Below are 17,058 nucleotides of genomic sequence, written 5' to 3' on the forward strand. Positions count from 1 at the left end.
ACGGTTTTAGACGAAAAGTGTAAATCTGCGTTTTAGTAATTTTTAAAAAGAATTCATAGACAGAATTTGAAATAGAAGACAAAAAACACCCGCATCCTCAATCAGGATGCGGGTGTTGTTGTCTGTAAGAAGTCTTACATTAATTTGTTGTAGAATTCAACGACTAATGATTCGTCGATTTCTGGGTTGATTTCATCACGTTCTGGTAAACGAGACAATGAACCTTCTAATTTTTCATCGTCGAAGCTAACAAAAGCTGGACGACCAACAGCTGATTCAACTGCTTCTTTTACTGTAACCATGTTTTTAGATTTTTCACGGATACCGATAACTTGGCCAACTTCAACTTCATAAGAAGCGATGTCAACACGTTTGCCATCGACAGTTACGTGACCGTGGTTTACTAATTGACGAGCTTGGCGACGAGTTGAAGCCAAACCTAAACGGTAAACAACGTTATCTAGACGACGTTCTAGTAAGATCATGAAGTTAACACCATGTTTACCTTCTTTGATTTTGCTAGCGCGTACGAATAAGTTACGGAATTGACGTTCGTTTAATCCGTAGATGAAACGTAATTTTTGTTTTTCTGACATTTGCAAGCCGTATTCAGATTTCTTTCCACGGCTGTTTGGTCCATGTTGACCTGGAGCGTATGGACGACGTGCTAATTCTTTACCTGTTCCTGATAATGAGATACCAAGACGACGAGATTGTTTCCATGATGGTCCTGTATAACGTGACATTAAAAATTCCTCCAATAAATTGTTTTGGAGTAAAATAATCCGTTGAAAAATTCATATCCGTGTAGTTCGTTCTTCAATCTTCACCTTCGCAGCCGCGGTTACACAATTGAACCAATACTGGCAACGAACTGGGGACGGGCTATTATTCTTCTGCTGCATTATTTTACACAAACGTCAGTATAACGGAAAAGAGCGGGCAGAGTCAAGTTCAAGTGTTGCTTTTTTGAAAAAAATGTGTTAATTGTTGGGTGCTGGCAGAAAATGATTGCTTTTTTCTAAGACAGCGAAAAGATTGAAACAGAATAGTGTAAGAAGCTTTTGCAAATTCTCTGAAACTTCTCTACAATGAAGGATGTCAGTACAACTTTGCCAGTTTTTCTTTACGCTTCAGCGTATTTAGAAGAATGGTGTGCGTACGAGAATCTTACGTTAGAAAAATTCGGACTTATTTACGAGCTAGTTCGTAAAATAGTAGATAAACGCATTAGTTGAATGATATACGGCATTTGAATCGACCTAATTTTTTTATTTGAAAAAAATATTACTTTAAAACGAATAAGGAGATTAAGGATGAACGCATTGATTTTTCCGTATCAACCCGAGATTGCGGAACCAATGGCTCGGTACATGAAGGATCTTTTTCCCTTTTGCGGAGTTAAAAAGCCGCAGCGAGCACTATTGGAACGGCCCTTTTTAAAAGAAAGCACCATGTTATCAATCGAAGAACTGATACAAGAGATTTTTCGCAACTATCGAATGAATGAACGAGAATATCAGTATTACGCGATTGATTTGGCACAAAAGAACATTCTGCGTTTTTCACTAGCGGATCTGGCGGCATTGCTTCCTTTATTAGGTGAAAAAACTTGGTGGGACAGTATTGATGCGTGGCGTAAGGTGTTTTCTACGTGGGTTTTAGCGCATCCAGCAGAGTTGGAGCAGGTGTATCGTTTTTTCTATCAGCATGAGAATTTTTGGTATCGGCGTGTAGCGATCAATTTACAGTTGATGTTTAAAGAAAGCACCAATACAGAATTGTTGGCGCAAGCGATCTTAGCGGATCTAACAACAGATGAATTTTTCATCCAAAAGGCGATCGGCTGGGCATTGCGTGACTATAGTAAGGTGAATCCTGATTGGGTAAGAGATTTTATACAGCAGCATTCATTCAGTAAGTTAGCCCTACGTGAGGGCAGCAAATACATAAAAATGGAGAGATAAATTTTGGAAAGAAAATTAATCGCACTAGACATTGATGGTACCTTGTTGAGCAGCCAAAGAAAACCTTTGGACAGCACGATGAAGGCGTTGAAGGCATTGCGTGAGGCTGGACATTTAGTGACTATTGCGACGGGACGGTCCCGCTTGTTGGCTGGCGATGTGATTCATCAGTTAGGCTGTACGAATTACATTATTTGCAATGGTTCTGCAGGATTTTTAGATCATGAGCAGGTGTATAAGCATACGCTGGATCGTGAAGCGTTGACTCGTATGATTGATTTTGCCACGGAACGAGAGATCGACATTATGCTCTTCGGATTAGATTCTTTCGGGCGGGTAACTGATTTTGACAAGGAAAAGGTTCGCAATGCGATGTCTTCTTTTGGACAACAGGCGCCAGAGTATGAACCAGATTATTTCTCTCAACATGAAGTATACCAAGGCTGTGCCTTTTATGATCAGTCAATGGATGAGGAGTTTGAAGCGGCTTTTCCAGAATTTCGTTTGGTTCGCTGGCACGAGAATAGTGTTGATATCATTCCGAATCCAGGTTCTAAGGCACAAACGATTTTAGCTTTAGCGAAAAAAGTCGGGATCAAACCAGAAAATATCGTGACCTTTGGTGATGGCAACAACGACATTGAAATGCTGAATTTGGCGGGAACGGGTGTGGCAATGGGAAATGCCGCCAATCATGTTAAGGATGCCGCCAATCTCGTGACGGACACCAATGATCAAGATGGAATTTATAAAGCACTACGCCAATTAGAATTGGTGCATTAATAATAAACTTAAACTGCTAGAGGCTATGACAATTACTTTTGTCGTAGCCTCTTTTTTTAGAAGACAAACGCTTCACAAAAACACACATTAGGAATTCATTTCTTTATTATTTAACAGGTCATTGCATAAATAAGCAGCAGAAGAGGAACGACTTCATTGCTTGAAAAGCTAGAAAGTAAAAATCACAAATTAAATAGTTATAAATATTATTAGCTCTTTTTTTAACATTTCTTCTATTAATTTTATTTGTTTTTTTAATATTATTAGATGTGTTGTTAATTTCTTTAATCATGTTGACGAAAAGGGTTAATTCCGTTTATCATATATGTAATACGCGTTTTTTTATTAATCAAAAATGAAACATATGGGAGGAAAAAGCATGAAAAAAATTAGGGGATTTAGTGGGTTGATTTTATTGAGTAGTCTATTAGTAACATTGACTGCCTGCTCCGGCGGTGGCGACACAAAAAAAGCAAATGAAAAGGAAAATACAGCCCAAACATCAAAAGTTGAAATGAGCATTGAAGGAGGCAGCTACATCATACCTGATGGGAAAAAGGTTGATGATGAGACAGGCTTCCTAGCACTGGATATTAAAGTCAAAAATAAGTCAAAAGAGAAATTGGATGTTTCTTCTAACGATTTCGCTTTGTACGATGAAGATGGGAAGAAGGTTTCTTCAGAGCACGTTTATGATTCCAATGATAACTTTAAAGTTATGAGTAATGAGAGCCTATCTGAGGATAAGAGCTTTACTGAGCCATTGGTATTTGAAGTCAAAAAAGATGCAAAATATGATCTACATTATGAAGCTATGTACTATTCTGAAGACGAGAAGGATGAAAGCATCGAGCTGAAACTTGATACGAAAAAATACAATGACGACACCAAGGCGGTACAAGCGCTGGTAAGTCAATATATAACGAAAGTCTTTCATAATTCTGACGAAGTGAAGGAAGAAGATAAGAAGGCGGCAGGAAAACTTGAGTTAGCCAATGATCTAGAAGCGGAAAGCAAAACCTTTAAAGAAGACAGCGTCAATAGCTTGAAGGAAGATTTTACAAACTATGATCCTTCAACAGCAGAGTTGGAAAAGGTTATAACTCAACTTCAACAGACCAATGCTGAAAAGGGCAAGGTAACTTACAGCTTTAAAGAATTCTTCCCAGAATCAGCAGTCATCTACGTACGTCCAGAAATGGTCTTTTTGGATGATGTTGATACCGAATCAATCATAGATAAATTCGTAGAAGAGAATAAAGGCAAATACACTGATTATACTAGTGTGCGTTGAGATGCAGAAAAATATTTATTGCAGGAATTGCCTGGAAAGATCAATGAAGCACCAATCAACACCGATGAAAATATGAATGGTGAAGGTTATCAGGTGAAGTTAGAGAAAAAAGACGGTAAGTGGGAGATCAATTCCGCAAATGAAAGTCGAAATTATCATTTCAACTCAATGAAAGAGGCCTTCAGAGGCGGGCTTAATGACTAAAAAGACTGGAATGCTGGCAACGATCGTATTAGTCATCGTGATCCTATTCAGCTTTGTCAGCTATTCTAGATATAAAAATAGTGTAGATGCTACGGTGGATCGTTTAGCGACTGCACTGATTGAAAATGATGAGACGCTAATCAAACGCTACATGCCTAGCTACTCAAATAAGAAAAAAATCAGCAAAGACGCACAAGTTCTTTTTCAACAGCAGGTAAAAAAGCTGAAAAAAAAGCAGATCACTAAGCTTTTAAAAAAGGATGAATATTTTTCGATTGAAGAGGGAGCTTCCTTTTTAAAACCAGCTAAAATCTATCCAAATGCACGATTTCTTGTTGTAGAATTGCCTAAAGGTACCGATCTTCGAACCACGATCCAAGCACAGGAGGTTTCTGGAGATTTCGTTGAGGAGTGGAATAAATATACTTATGGTCCTTTTTTACCAGGAACATACAACGTAACCTATGAAATGGCGCATCCGAAATTTGGCTCAAAAAAGGTTCAAGAGCAGGCTGATCTCAAAGCAGAGGATCAGCGGCTGACAGTGAAAGAGAATAGCCTGTATGAGAACAATCAAGGGTTCCAAAAGCATCTACTAGCATCAGTCGTCAATTATTTCGATTCCTTCAATCAAGGGGTTCGCGATGGTTTAAATGTTTCGCAGCTAATCGCTTCTACATCACATAAGGAAAAGCTGCAATTGAGTTTTGCCGAACTGAAGCCTTACTTGAAAAGCTTTGATCAGCAATTTCAGTCAATCAAGCTCAATTGCGATTCAATTTCGGTGAATACAGGACAAACGAAGGTTCAGTTCGATGTCTATGTCGATCTTAAGCGTTCGATGCAATTAGTCGAGGAAGTTGGGATTGATGAGGCATTGACGACGGATGCACAAAACGCAATCGCGAGCCTTGTTTATGATGAGGAACAGAAAAAATGGCTAGTCGATGATTTGGATTTCAGTACCTACCAACAGGACCCTAAGAATTGGGAGCATGTTCAAAGCTATCGTGCAAAAAGCGAGCAGAAGGCACATTGGGATAAAGACGATACGGTTGAGGTTGTTTAATAATGAAAAACTACGAGTGCGTTGCTGCTCGTAGTTTTTTTATTTTTAAATTGCTTACAGCAAGTCGAATGGAATCTTTTATTTTCAAGCAAAAACAACTATAATAAGACAAGATGCTTAACTAGAGAAGGGGAAAAAAAGTGCGCTTACTATTCATTGGGGATGTTGTTGGTTCATTAGGTCGGCAGATGTTGAGTGACTATTTACCGCGTTTAAAGAAAAAATACCATCCACAGTTGACGATCGTTAACGGTGAAAATGCGGCGGCAGGCCGTGGCATTACAGAAAAAATCTATAAGAAATTTTTGCAAGATGGGGTCGATGTAGTTACCATGGGGAACCATACGTGGGATAATAAAGCGATTTTTGACTTTATCGCTGACGCGAAAAAAATGATCCGACCAGCAAATTTTCCAGAAGGCGTACCAGGTAAAGGCCATTTATATGTGAAGGTGAATGAGCTGGAGCTGGCGATCATCAACTTGCAGGCGCGTTCATTTATGACCGATTTGGATGATCCTTTCCGCATTGCTGATCAGCTGATTACGGAGGCGCAAAAACGTACACCGTATATTTTTGTAGATTTTCATGGCGAAACCACCAGCGAAAAGCAAGCGATGGGCTGGTTTGTGGACGGACGCGTTTCAGCTGTAGTTGGAACCCATACCCACGTTCAAACCAATGATGGCCGTATTTTACCAAAAGGGACGGCATATCTGACCGACGTCGGGATGACCGGTCCATATGATGGCATTTTAGGCATGAAAAAGGAACCGATCATTGAAAAGTTTTTAACGGCATTGCCGCAACGGTTTGAAGTGATTGAAGAAGGGCGCACCGTATTGTCCGCTTGTGTGATTGATATTGACAAAAATGGTCATGGACAAAAAATCGAAACGATCTTAATCAATGAAGATCGTCCATTTAGAGAATAGAAGCAGAGGGATAAAATGAATTTAACAAATGAAGCCGCCGTCGAAGCGGCTTTATCTCATTTAACAGCATTATTAGGTGAAAATGAAGTGATCACTCGTTTCCAGCAGCTTCAAAAGCGAGTAGCGGAAAACGACACGCTTCAGCAATTGGAAGAAGGCATCAAAGCTGCACAAAAAGACGCGGTTCAGTTTGCCCATTATGGCAAACCAGAAGCCGAACGGGAAGCACTGAAAGAAGCGGATCGTCTGACTAAGGAGTTTGATCAGCATCCGTTAGTAATCGCCTATCGCGAACAGCTTTATGAAGCCAATGATCTGCTTCAGCATCTGACCACAATGATCCAAAAAGAAGTCAATGCAGCCTTAGAAGCAGATGAAGTTACAGGGGAGGGAGCGCAATAATGCCTCAAAAAACGAAGAACACACCAATGATGGAACAATATTTGGCGATCAAGGACCAATATAAAGACGCCTTTTTATTTTACCGATTAGGGGATTTTTATGAACTCTTCAACGAAGACGCGATCAAGGTTTCGCAGTTGTTAGAGCTGACTTTGACCAGTCGAAATCGGAATGCAGACGATCCAATCCCCATGTGCGGCGTACCGCATCATTCTGCTCAGGGCTATATCGACACCTTAGTCGAACAGGGCTACAAGGTTGCTATTTGTGAACAAATGGAAGACCCGAAGCAGGTAAAGGGCATGGTCAAACGGGAAGTTGTCCAATTGATCACACCAGGAACACTGATGGAAGGCAAAGGTATCGAAGCCAAAGCCAATAATTTTCTGACTGCTGTTACCCAAGTCAAAGACAAGTTCGGTTTTGCTTACGTTGATCTTTCAACCGGTGAATTAAAAACAGCGCTACTGCATGATGAAGAAGCCGTAATGAATGAAGCGATGGCTTTACAAACAAAAGAAATTGTTTTAGGCAGTGAAATCCCTGAAGGTTTGCAGAAAAATCTTGCGGAACGACTTGGCTTGGTCTTTTCAAGGCAGGAAACGATCGAGGACAATGCGGAATTCAGCTTTCTGACCGCCGATATCACAGATGAATTAGAAAAAGAAGCGACTGGCAAACTACTGACGTATTTATCTGTCACACAAAAACGCAGCTTAGGCCATATCCAAAAAGCAGAAGAATACCAGCCGGAGCATTTCTTGAAGCTGGACTATTTCTCAAAAACCAACTTGGAATTGACTCGTTCGATTCGAACAGGCAAAAAGCAGGGCACTCTTTTGTGGCTGTTGGATGAAACAAAAACCGCGATGGGCGGTCGATTATTGAAGCAATGGATTGATCGTCCATTGATCCAAAAGCGTCAGATCAACGCACGTCAAGCGATGGTTTCTTCCTTATTGAATGCTTATTTTGAACGGATGGATCTGAATGAATCCCTCACAAAGGTTTACGATCTGGAACGTTTAGCTGGTCGAGTGGCCTTTGGCAATGTCAATGGTCGTGACCTGATCCAATTGAAAACTTCTTTGATGCAGGTACCTCAGATCCGTCAATTATTGACTGGCATCAACCAAGGCGAGTGGAATGATTTATTGGTGGATATGGAACCAATGGATGATTTAGTGGATTTGATTGAAAAAGCGATCAAGGACGAAGCGCCGCTGCAAATTACTGAAGGCAATGTCATTAAGGATGGTTACAACGAGCAGTTGGATCAGTACCGTGAGGCTATGACCAACGGGAAAACGTGGTTGGCAGAATTAGAAGCACGTGAACGTGAAGCCACCGGGATCAAAACGTTGAAGGTCGGTTATAACCGCGTATTCGGCTACTATATCGAAATCACGAAGTCGAACCTTGCCAACCTAGAAGAGGGCAAGTACGAGCGAAAGCAAACGTTAGCAAATGCGGAACGGTTTATTACACCGGAGCTGAAGAAATTAGAGACCTTGATTTTGGAAGCCGAAGAAAAATCAGTCGCGCTAGAATACAACCTCTTCCTAGAAGTTCGCAATGAAGTTAAAAAAGCCATCACGCGTCTGCAAAAACTAGCGAAAAGCTTGAGTGCGACAGACGTGTTGCAAAGCTTCGCGACTGTCAGTGAACGTTATCAGTATGTACAGCCAACGATGGAGGTTGGGACACATAACCTGCAAATCAAAGAAGGTCGACATCCGGTCGTGGAAAAGGTTCTGGGACATCAGGAATATATTCCAAATAGTGTCCTCATGAGTCCTGATGAGATGCTCCTGCTGATCACTGGACCGAATATGTCCGGTAAAAGCACCTACATGCGTCAGCTTGCTTTGACAGTAATTATGGCACAAATGGGCTGTTTTGTTCCGGCGGAAAGTGCCGAACTGCCGATTTTCGATCAAATCTTTACCCGCATCGGTGCCAGCGATGACTTAATCGCCGGCCAATCGACATTTATGGTAGAAATGATGGAGGCCAATCAAGCACTGCGTCATGCGACACCAAACAGCTTGATTCTCTTTGATGAGTTAGGTCGCGGAACAGCGACGTATGATGGGATGGCGTTAGCACAAGCGATTATTGAATATATCCATAAAAATGTGAAGGCCAAAACGCTATTTTCAACCCACTATCATGAGTTGACGGTGTTAGAAGAAAGCCTGCCTCAATTAAAAAATGTTCATGTTGGCGCGGTCGAGCAAAACGGTGAAGTCGTCTTCCTGCACAAGCTGATGGATGGACCCGCAGATAAAAGCTACGGGATTCATGTGGCGAAAATCGCTGGGATGCCAACCGATCTGCTTTCTCGCGCAGCGACGATTCTATCCGCTTTAGAATCTGATGCGCCTGTGCAAAAAAATGCGGAGATCGTTGAAGAAAACGAGCAGCTTTCGTTATTTAGCGAAGTGTCAACTGCTGAACTTGGTGTAGTCGACAGTATCAAGAAAGCCAATCTACTTGAAATGAACCCGATGGAAGCATTAAACTTCCTATACGAGTTACAAAAACGGATTTAAACAAGGGGGAATTCGATGGGAAAGATCCAAGAATTATCCGAACGCTTAGCCAATCAGATCGCCGCAGGAGAAGTCGTCGAACGTCCTGCCTCAGTTGTCAAAGAATTGGTTGAGAACGCAATCGACGCAAAAGCAACACAGATCGATATTTTGATCGAAGAAGCAGGCTTGAAAAAGATCCAGATCGTAGACAATGGCGAAGGCATCAATCAAGACGATGTTGAGAATGCCTTTAAACGTCATGCCACAAGTAAAATCCATAACCGCGATGATTTATTTCGCATTCGGACATTGGGTTTTCGTGGTGAAGCCTTACCGTCGATCGCCTCTGTGTCTGAGATGACTTTGGAGACGGCGACTGCTGATGAAACACAAGGTTCCTACCTTTTCTTAAAAGGCGGAAAAATTGAAGAACATCGTCCAGCTTCCTTGCGGACAGGAACAAAAATCACCGTAGAAAACCTGTTTTTCAATACGCCTGCGCGTTTAAAATATGTGAAGTCGCTGCAAACGGAACTGTCGAATATTGGAGATATCGTCAATCGAATGGCCTTGAGCCATCCTAATATCGCCTTTCGTCTTGTCCATGACGGTCACAAGATGCTGAGCACCAGTGGTACAGGGGATTTGAAGCAAACCTTGGCTGGCATTTATGGCGTGGCCACAGCGAAAAAAATGTTGAAGGTCGATGCGAAAGATTTGGATTTCACGTTGAATGGCTACGTGTCGTTACCAGAAGTGACGCGTGCAAGTCGCAATTATTTATCGGTAATCATCAATGGCCGCTATATCAAAAACTTCGCACTGAACAAAGCGATCATTAATGGTTATCAGTCAAAATTGATGGTGGGACGATACCCAATTGCGGTGCTTGAGATTACGATGGACCCGCTGTTAGTCGATGTAAATGTGCATCCAACCAAACAGGAAGTTCGTTTATCCAAAGAAAAGGAATTGATGGAGCTGATCAGCCGCGGAATTGCTGAAAGTCTGCGCCAGATCAATTTGATTCCTGATGTCGGTGAAAATCCCAGCTTCAAACGCAAGGTCGAAAAAATTCACACGGAACAATTGGACTTGCCGTTAGAGGAGCAGCCAAAGAAAAAGAGTGACTTGAACTATGATCCTAAAACGGGGATTTTTTACGTCGAACCGAAACCATCAGAGCCAGTCGAAACACCGGTACCACTGAAGGAAGAAATCGTTGAAAAAACCATGACGGTTCCACTTGAAACAGAACAAGAAAAAGTAGCGATCGTGGAAGAAACCCCGGAACCGCTGATTGAAGAAGAGGTCCCGACAGAAGAGCAAGTTTATGAAGAAGCGCCTAATGCCGACCATCCTGAATTTGATCTAAGTACCCAATCTGGTGAAAAAGTGATTGAACAGGCGATAACAAAACTGGAAAATGAACAGCCAAAGGAACGCTTTCCGATGTTGGAATATTTCGGTCAAATGCATGGGACGTATTTGTTTGCTCAAAGTAAAGACGGCTTGTATATCATTGACCAGCACGCGGCGCAAGAGCGAATCAAATACGAATATTTCCGCGAAAAAATCGGCGACGTTTCTGATGATCTGCAAGAGTTGCTGGTGCCATTTGTTTTGGATTATCCCAACAACGATGCTATCAAGCTGAAAGAAAAAACGGAGTTGTTGCAGGAAGTCGGCATTTATTTAGAAGAGTTTGGCCCTAACAGCTTCATCGTACGGGCGCATCCGACGTGGTATCCAGCCGGACAAGAGGAAAGTATCATTCGGGAAATGATCGATATGCTTTTAGTTACTGGCTCTGTTAGCGTCAAAAAATTCCGTGAAGCAACAGCCATCATGATGAGCTGTAAACGATCAATCAAAGCCAACCATCACTTGAACGAAGCACAAGCGCGGGTCTTGTTGACGGATTTGGCTCAATGCGAGAATCCTTTCAACTGCCCCCATGGTCGTCCAGTATTGATTCATTTTAGCAACAGCGATATGGAGCATATGTTCAAACGAATTCAAGACCCACACTAGTCTAAAGAGGAGCAGAGTTATGACCGTTATTTTAGCTTCGCAATCACCAAGAAGACAAGAATTACTCCACTGGCTGATGGCTGATTTCACCGTTCAACCGGCTGATATTGATGAAGAAGTCAAAGATCAGTACGCACCAAAGGATTATGTGATGGAGATGGCGCGGCAAAAAGCGGCAGTGGTCGCCGCTGAGCACCCAGAAGCATTAGTAATCGCCAGTGATACGGTGGTCGTACTGGGTGAACAAATCCTCGGCAAACCTAAGAGTCGAGAAGAAGCATTCGGTATGCTGGAAAGTATGAGCGGCGGCAGCCATTTAGTCTATACCTCCGTGGTAATTCGTCAAGGAGATCAATTGGAGGAAAAACTAACTTCCGCTACTGTGACCTTTTATCCTTTGACCGCTGGAGAAATTAATCGCTATCTCGATAGTGATGACTACAAAGACAAAGCTGGTGCATACGGTATCCAAAATGGTGCCGGTGTCTTCGTTGAAAAGATCGAAGGCGACTATTACAGCATCGTCGGTTTTCCCGTTGGTGCGGTGAATCAGATGCTGAAGAAGTTTAGCTATTAGATAGAATGTAGGAGAACACCGGATTACGATTCGGTGTTCTTTACCTTTTCGCAGTAAAAGCACGCACTATGAGCATATTTTTCGTATCTTTTTCTCATCGGGTGTATGCTCAGCGTGTTCTAAGTAATCATGAAAGCGGGGAAGAACCATGGAGCAGGAAGAATTGAAAAAGAAACTTTCACCCATCGAATATGCAGTGACGCAGGAAAATGCGACAGAGCGTCCATTTTCTGGAAAATATGATGATTTCTATCAAAAAGGCATTTATGTTGATGTCGTCAGCGGTGAGCCCTTATTTTCTTCTACTGACAAATACGACGCCGGATGTGGTTGGCCAGCTTTTAGTCGTCCGATCGAAAAGCGTGGAGTGGCTGAAAAGGCAGATTTTTCTCATGGCATGCATCGAGTAGAGGTCCGCAGTAAAGAAGCCGATTCCCATCTAGGACACGTGTTTAACGATGGTCCGCAAGATCAAGGCGGCTTGCGCTATTGCATCAACTCCGCAGCATTGCGATTTATTCCAGTCGATGAGATGGAAGAAGCAGGCTACGGTCAATATAAGGAACTTGTTAAATAAAATGTGCCGAGAAATCGGCGCACTTTTTTGTATTTCTTCTTTTAGTGATTTTCTTAGTTTTTTCCTTTTCCATATTCAGTTGCAAATGATGTCCGCTTTTCAGAAAATGCATGTAATTTCAACAAAATTTGGAGAAAATAGCTATCTTTTTTCGCTATACTGGAACTATCCTATTTTTAGAAAAGGCGATATTTGTGAAATTATTTAAAGAATTAAGTCTGTTATTTCTCTATTCTATTATTGGCGAAGGTCTGCGGATGTTTCTTCATTTACCTGTTCCGGGCAGCATCATCGGTATTGTGCTCCTCTTTCTTTCCTTCCAAATCAAATTATTAAAGCCATCGGCAATTGAGGATACAGCAAACTTTCTGTTAAACCATTTGACGATTTTATTTGTACCAGCTGGTGTCGGTTTGATGCAATATTACGGAGCCATTAAATACACGTGGCCGATCCTGTTAGGCGCAGTTGTTTTGTGCTCTCTTGTCTCGCTTGTAGCTGTCGGGAAAACAGCGGAATTTGTTGAAAGAATCAGCATGAAGAGCAAGGAAGAAAAGGCGCGACTGGTTGAAAAAGTTGGGAAACTGCGAGGTGAAGCGGATGATTTCAGCGCTGGCGAGTAACCCGCTTTTTGGATTAGCACTTACTTTGCTTATCTATCTAGCGATGGAAAAATTGTTGAGTAAGGTGAACATCCCTTTCATCAATCCTTTGATCGCAAGTGTGGCCATTATCATTATTTTGTTGAAATTCAGCGGAATCAGCTATCAGGAGTACAACATAGGCGGCAATTTATTTACCATGATGATTACACCAGCGACAGTGGCGTTAGCTTTGCCCCTTTACCAAAATTTCGATAAGCTTAAGAAATATTTTTTGCCGGTGATTTTAGGAACATTGGTGGGTGTGGTACTTAACTGTTTACTAAGTGTTGGAATCGGTCGCTTATTTTCATTGAAACAAGGGATTGTCGTTTCGTTATTGCCAAAATCAGTGACCACAGCGATCTCAGTTGATCTGTCTAGCCAGATGGGCGGCATTTCGCCAGTGACCTTAGCAATCGTTGTTTCGACGGGGATTTTCGGGGCTTTAGTTGGAACAAAGGTTTTCCAAATTTTCAATATTCAAAGTCCCGTGGCAAAAGGCATCGCTTTAGGCAGTACCTCTCACGCGATTGGTACCGGTCGAGCGATCGAGATTGGTGAACTAGAGGGTATTCTTGCTGGTTTATGTATTTGTGTCAATGGGTTAGTAACGGTGGCGCTGCTGCCGATTTTATTTCGTCTATTCGAAGGTCTTTAGTACCAGCTCCTTGCGCTCTTTTGCTAAAATGTAGCGTGAAGGAGTTTTTTTATGTATATCAAAGCGCTGGAATTACAACATTATGAAAAGGATGTATATCTTAGCGTCCGATTATTGGAAGTGATGGATGATGGTCAGCTGTATAAGAAAAGTGAATTAGCTGAGATGCTTAAATTGGATGTTCGCAGTGTGCAGCGACTGCTGACGGAACTGAGTAAACAGTATCACCGATTCACCGAAACAGAATTGCCACTATTTGAAAAAAAGGGAAACAGTTATCGTCTGTTGATTGCTGCTCAGACGATGGAAGAAAATCAATTTTTGGTCGATTTGATTCGTCATTCGTTAGCCTATCGCCTGCTTAATCTGTTAATTATCGAAAATATTCGAACAATCAAGGAGCTAAGTGATAAATTATACCGCAGCGAGTCTACGATCCGACGTAAATTAAAGGAACTAAGTAAAGAATTGTTGCCGCTGCAATTAACCATTCAACGAGGAGAGGTACTTTTCCAAGCACCGGAATCGGTTGTACGAATGTATCTATCGGTCTATTATTGGCGCTTGTTTCGTGGTAAAAATTGGCCCTTCACATTACTGCAGCATGAACCAATCAGAAAAATAAGTCGAGAGATCCAGCAATTTTTTCGAGTCGAGTTGAATCCTATTAAAGCACAGCGTTTGGAATATTTGGTAGCGGCACACTTGCTGCGAGAGGTTCAGCAGCACGCATTAAAAAAGACTTCGAGCACTCAAGGCGTCTTAAATGATGACCCACTCTTTAATGATTTTGCTCGCCAACTAAGACCCATTGTGCCTATTTACTTTCGAAAGCAAACTTCACTAGGAAATCTTTTTTTACATTTATTAACACGAGAGGAGTACTATCGTGTACCCACTATCGCAGAGAAAATCCATAGCTTATTGGCTAGACCGCCATTTTTGGTGTTTGAGGAAGTAGCAGCGATGGATCAGCTCTTGGAAAAGAAAATCAATGACCACGCGACTTGGAAAAAATTTCAAGCGTTACATGCGGAGAACTATTTGATCAGCGGGCATTTGTACCATCATTTATTTCCTATGATTCGCTTTAATATCAATGGAAAAGCTTTTTGGACGAAGGTTACACGACAACAGCCAAAGCTTGCAGCGTTTGTTTCTGAGCTTTTAGCGGATCAAGGTGGCAATGAATCCATTTTATTCGGACGTTATCTATCGGTCTTGCGACGTTTACCGGAATTAACGATGCAGCCTGTGTTGAGGATTTTTCTCCAGACTGATCTGCCGGAATTTGAAGAAACGCTTTTGAAGGAAGATTTACACCAGTTTTTAGCAAATGATTTCCAAGTTGTATTTGCAAAAACATTGACTGACAGTGATGTTTGCCTAACGACCAGCCTGATTTATGAGGATGATGAGGTGCCAACTTTAACGATCACACAGGAATTGCATATGGCAGATTATTTTGCTCTATTAAGGTTATTACAAGGATTCGGCGGTAAGAGTTTTTAACCGCTGATTTTTGTGCTAGAATAATGAGAACATATGTGCAGTTTATCGGTAGCCTGCCGATACGAAAAAATAATGGAAACGAGCGGCAGTTTTTTGTCGAAAAGCAGTTTTCTTAACCAAAGAAAGGAACAATTATGTACGAGTATATTACGGGTCGTTTGACCTTCATCAGTCCCAGCTATGTGGTGCTGGATGTGAATGGGATCGGCTATCAAATCGCGATAGGCAATCCTTACCGCTACAGCAGCAAAATGGAGCAGTCCGTCACGATCTATGTGCAGCAGATCATTCGCGAGGATGCTCATTTATTATACGGTTTTGAAACGTTGGCCGAAAAAGAGCTGTTTTTACGTTTGTTGTCCGTTTCGGGAATTGGACCAAAAAGCGGATTGGCGATTATGGCAAATGAGGACCATCAGGGATTGATTCAAGCGATCGAAGCCGGTGATGTGACCTATTTAACGAAATTCCCAGGTGTCGGCAAGAAGACCGCACAGCAAATGGTCTTGGATCTCAAAGGTAAATTAACCGAATTAGTTGAAGATCCAATGTCGCTATTTTATGAAGGCAACGACGATACAGCACTTGCTGAAGCGATGGAAGCTTTGCAGGCGTTGGGCTACAGTCCGAAGGAAATCAAGAAGGTTGAAAAAGTACTGGAAAAAGAAAGTCTACAAAATACCGACGATTATTTACGGGCAGCATTGAAGTTAATGATGAAGAAGTAGTACCACTTCCGTCTCGTGGCTTTTGCACGATTAGTGGAATGGTATGCAAAAATCAACTTTATTACTGAGTTAGCTCTTAAATAAAGTATGATGCTTGTAGTATGTAATAAAGAAAATTGGAGGAAAAGGGATGGATGAAGAACGTTTACTCTCGCCTGATGCGGATGAGAGTGATAAAAGTTTAGAAAAATCGTTGCGTCCTCGTTATCTCGCACAATATATCGGACAAGATAAGGTCAAACAAGAGCTATCAATCTACATCGAAGCGGCTAAAAACCGTCAGGAAGCCTTAGATCATGTCTTGCTTTATGGACCGCCCGGTTTAGGGAAAACAACGATGGCGATGGTGATCGCCAATGAGATGGATGTGCAGATTCGCTCTACCAGCGGACCAGCGATCGAACGACCGGGTGATTTAGTCGCGATTTTGAATGAGTTGGAGCCTGGGGATGTCTTGTTTATCGATGAGATTCACCGTTTGCCGCGGGTTGCCGAAGAAACACTGTATTCAGCGATGGAGGATTATTATGTGGATATCATGGTGGGGCAAGGTCCAACCGCTCATCCCGTACATTTTCCTTTGCCACCTTTTACTTTAGTTGGCGCGACGACACGTGCAGGGATGTTGTCGGCGCCATTACGAGATCGATTTGGGATTATTTCTCATATGGAGTATTACGAAGAGGATGATTTGCGAGAAATCGTTCTGCGGTCAGCCGATATTTTTCAAACGGAGATTGTGGAAGAAGGAGCGATTGAGATCGCTCGTCGCTCACGGGGAACACCGCGGATCGCCAATCGTTTGCTGAAACGGATTCGTGATTTTGCCCAGGTTCAATCAGATGGCGTAATTGATCGCACTGTTGCAGATCAGGCGTTAGGATTACTACAGGTGGATGAAGCAGGGTTAGATTATGTCGATCAGAAATTACTGAAGACGATGATCGAGCTTTATCATGGGGGACCGATCGGCTTAAGCACATTAGCAGTCAACATCGGTGAAGAACGTGAGACTGTAGAAGATATGTATGAACCCTATTTGATCCAGAAGGGGTTTATCAAACGGACACAACGGGGGCGCATGGCGACACCGTTAGCGTATGAACATTTCAATTATCCTTATCAAACATAGAAGGT

Annotated in this window: 17 protein-coding genes; 16 read left to right on the forward strand and 1 reads right to left on the reverse strand. The window is 42.1% G+C overall.

Annotated elements, in window-relative coordinates:
• Positions 1-134: 134 nt before the first annotated feature.
• Complete coding sequence (gene rpsD, locus AUF14_RS14815) at positions 135-746, reverse strand: 30S ribosomal protein S4 (RefSeq protein WP_016181608.1); 612 nt, start codon at positions 744-746, stop codon at positions 135-137.
• 570 nt (positions 747-1,316) lie between these two features.
• On the opposite strand from rpsD, the gene AUF14_RS14820 reads away from it, so the two are divergent.
• From AUF14_RS14820 to ruvB, 16 genes are all read left to right on the forward strand, one after another.
• Positions 1,317-1,967: a DNA alkylation repair protein gene (locus AUF14_RS14820; protein ID WP_049219872.1), complete on the forward strand. Its 651-nt coding sequence runs from the start codon at positions 1,317-1,319 to the stop codon at positions 1,965-1,967.
• Between the two features lie 3 nt (positions 1,968-1,970).
• Positions 1,971-2,750, forward strand: a complete 780-nt coding sequence (locus AUF14_RS14825) for a Cof-type HAD-IIB family hydrolase (protein WP_048719752.1) — start codon at positions 1,971-1,973, stop codon at positions 2,748-2,750.
• A 379-nt stretch (positions 2,751-3,129) separates the two neighbouring features.
• Positions 3,130-4,044 carry a DUF4352 domain-containing protein gene (locus AUF14_RS14830; RefSeq protein WP_227656350.1) on the forward strand — a complete coding sequence of 305 codons (915 nt, stop codon included), beginning with the start codon at positions 3,130-3,132 and terminating at the stop codon, positions 4,042-4,044.
• A gap of 27 nt (positions 4,045-4,071) precedes the next feature.
• Positions 4,072-4,248: a hypothetical protein gene (locus AUF14_RS22825; protein WP_227656351.1), complete on the forward strand. Its 177-nt coding sequence runs from the start codon at positions 4,072-4,074 to the stop codon at positions 4,246-4,248.
• Positions 4,241-5,317 (forward strand): zinc ribbon domain-containing protein, encoded by a 1,077-nt coding sequence (locus AUF14_RS14835; protein ID WP_049219870.1) that lies wholly within the window; start codon positions 4,241-4,243, stop codon positions 5,315-5,317. The genes AUF14_RS22825 and AUF14_RS14835 overlap by 8 nt, the downstream gene beginning before the upstream one ends.
• 140 nt (positions 5,318-5,457) lie before the next feature.
• Positions 5,458-6,252 carry a TIGR00282 family metallophosphoesterase gene (locus tag AUF14_RS14840; RefSeq protein ID WP_049219869.1) on the forward strand — a complete coding sequence of 265 codons (795 nt, stop codon included), beginning with the start codon at positions 5,458-5,460 and terminating at the stop codon, positions 6,250-6,252.
• Between the two features lie 15 nt (positions 6,253-6,267).
• The gene (locus tag AUF14_RS14845; RefSeq protein WP_049219868.1) at positions 6,268-6,654 is read left to right on the forward strand and encodes a YlbF family regulator; all 387 of its coding nucleotides are present in this window, start codon (positions 6,268-6,270) and stop codon (positions 6,652-6,654) included.
• Complete coding sequence (gene mutS, locus AUF14_RS14850; RefSeq protein ID WP_049219867.1) at positions 6,654-9,209, forward strand: DNA mismatch repair protein MutS; 2,556 nt, start codon at positions 6,654-6,656, stop codon at positions 9,207-9,209. The genes AUF14_RS14845 and mutS overlap by 1 nt, the downstream gene beginning before the upstream one ends.
• A 15-nt stretch (positions 9,210-9,224) precedes the next feature.
• Positions 9,225-11,225, forward strand: a complete 2,001-nt coding sequence (gene mutL / locus AUF14_RS14855) for a DNA mismatch repair endonuclease MutL (protein ID WP_049219866.1) — start codon at positions 9,225-9,227, stop codon at positions 11,223-11,225.
• A 19-nt stretch (positions 11,226-11,244) separates the two neighbouring features.
• Positions 11,245-11,802 (forward strand): Maf family protein, encoded by a 558-nt coding sequence (locus tag AUF14_RS14860; protein WP_049219865.1) that lies wholly within the window; start codon positions 11,245-11,247, stop codon positions 11,800-11,802.
• A 148-nt stretch (positions 11,803-11,950) separates the two neighbouring features.
• Entirely contained in the window at positions 11,951-12,379 is a 429-nt protein-coding gene (gene msrB / locus AUF14_RS14865) for a peptide-methionine (R)-S-oxide reductase MsrB (protein ID WP_048721049.1), read from the forward strand.
• A 194-nt stretch (positions 12,380-12,573) separates the two neighbouring features.
• Positions 12,574-13,002 (forward strand): CidA/LrgA family protein, encoded by a 429-nt coding sequence (locus AUF14_RS14875; RefSeq protein WP_049219863.1) that lies wholly within the window; start codon positions 12,574-12,576, stop codon positions 13,000-13,002.
• The gene (locus AUF14_RS14880) at positions 12,983-13,681 is read left to right on the forward strand and encodes an LrgB family protein (protein ID WP_376712698.1); all 699 of its coding nucleotides are present in this window, start codon (positions 12,983-12,985) and stop codon (positions 13,679-13,681) included. Before AUF14_RS14875 ends, AUF14_RS14880 begins: the two co-directional genes overlap by 20 nt.
• 51 nt (positions 13,682-13,732) lie before the next feature.
• A complete protein-coding gene (locus tag AUF14_RS14885; protein ID WP_049219861.1) occupies positions 13,733-15,193 on the forward strand; it encodes a helix-turn-helix domain-containing protein in 1,461 nt (486 codons plus the stop codon).
• A 134-nt stretch (positions 15,194-15,327) separates the two neighbouring features.
• The gene (gene ruvA / locus AUF14_RS14890; protein WP_016181594.1) at positions 15,328-15,921 is read left to right on the forward strand and encodes a Holliday junction branch migration protein RuvA; all 594 of its coding nucleotides are present in this window, start codon (positions 15,328-15,330) and stop codon (positions 15,919-15,921) included.
• A 130-nt stretch (positions 15,922-16,051) separates the two neighbouring features.
• Complete coding sequence (gene ruvB, locus AUF14_RS14895; RefSeq protein ID WP_049219860.1) at positions 16,052-17,053, forward strand: Holliday junction branch migration DNA helicase RuvB; 1,002 nt, start codon at positions 16,052-16,054, stop codon at positions 17,051-17,053.
• Positions 17,054-17,058 lie beyond the last annotated feature (5 nt).

This window comes from Enterococcus avium (assembly GCF_002891025.1).
GTDB lineage: Bacteria > Bacillota > Bacilli > Lactobacillales > Enterococcaceae > Enterococcus_A > Enterococcus_A avium.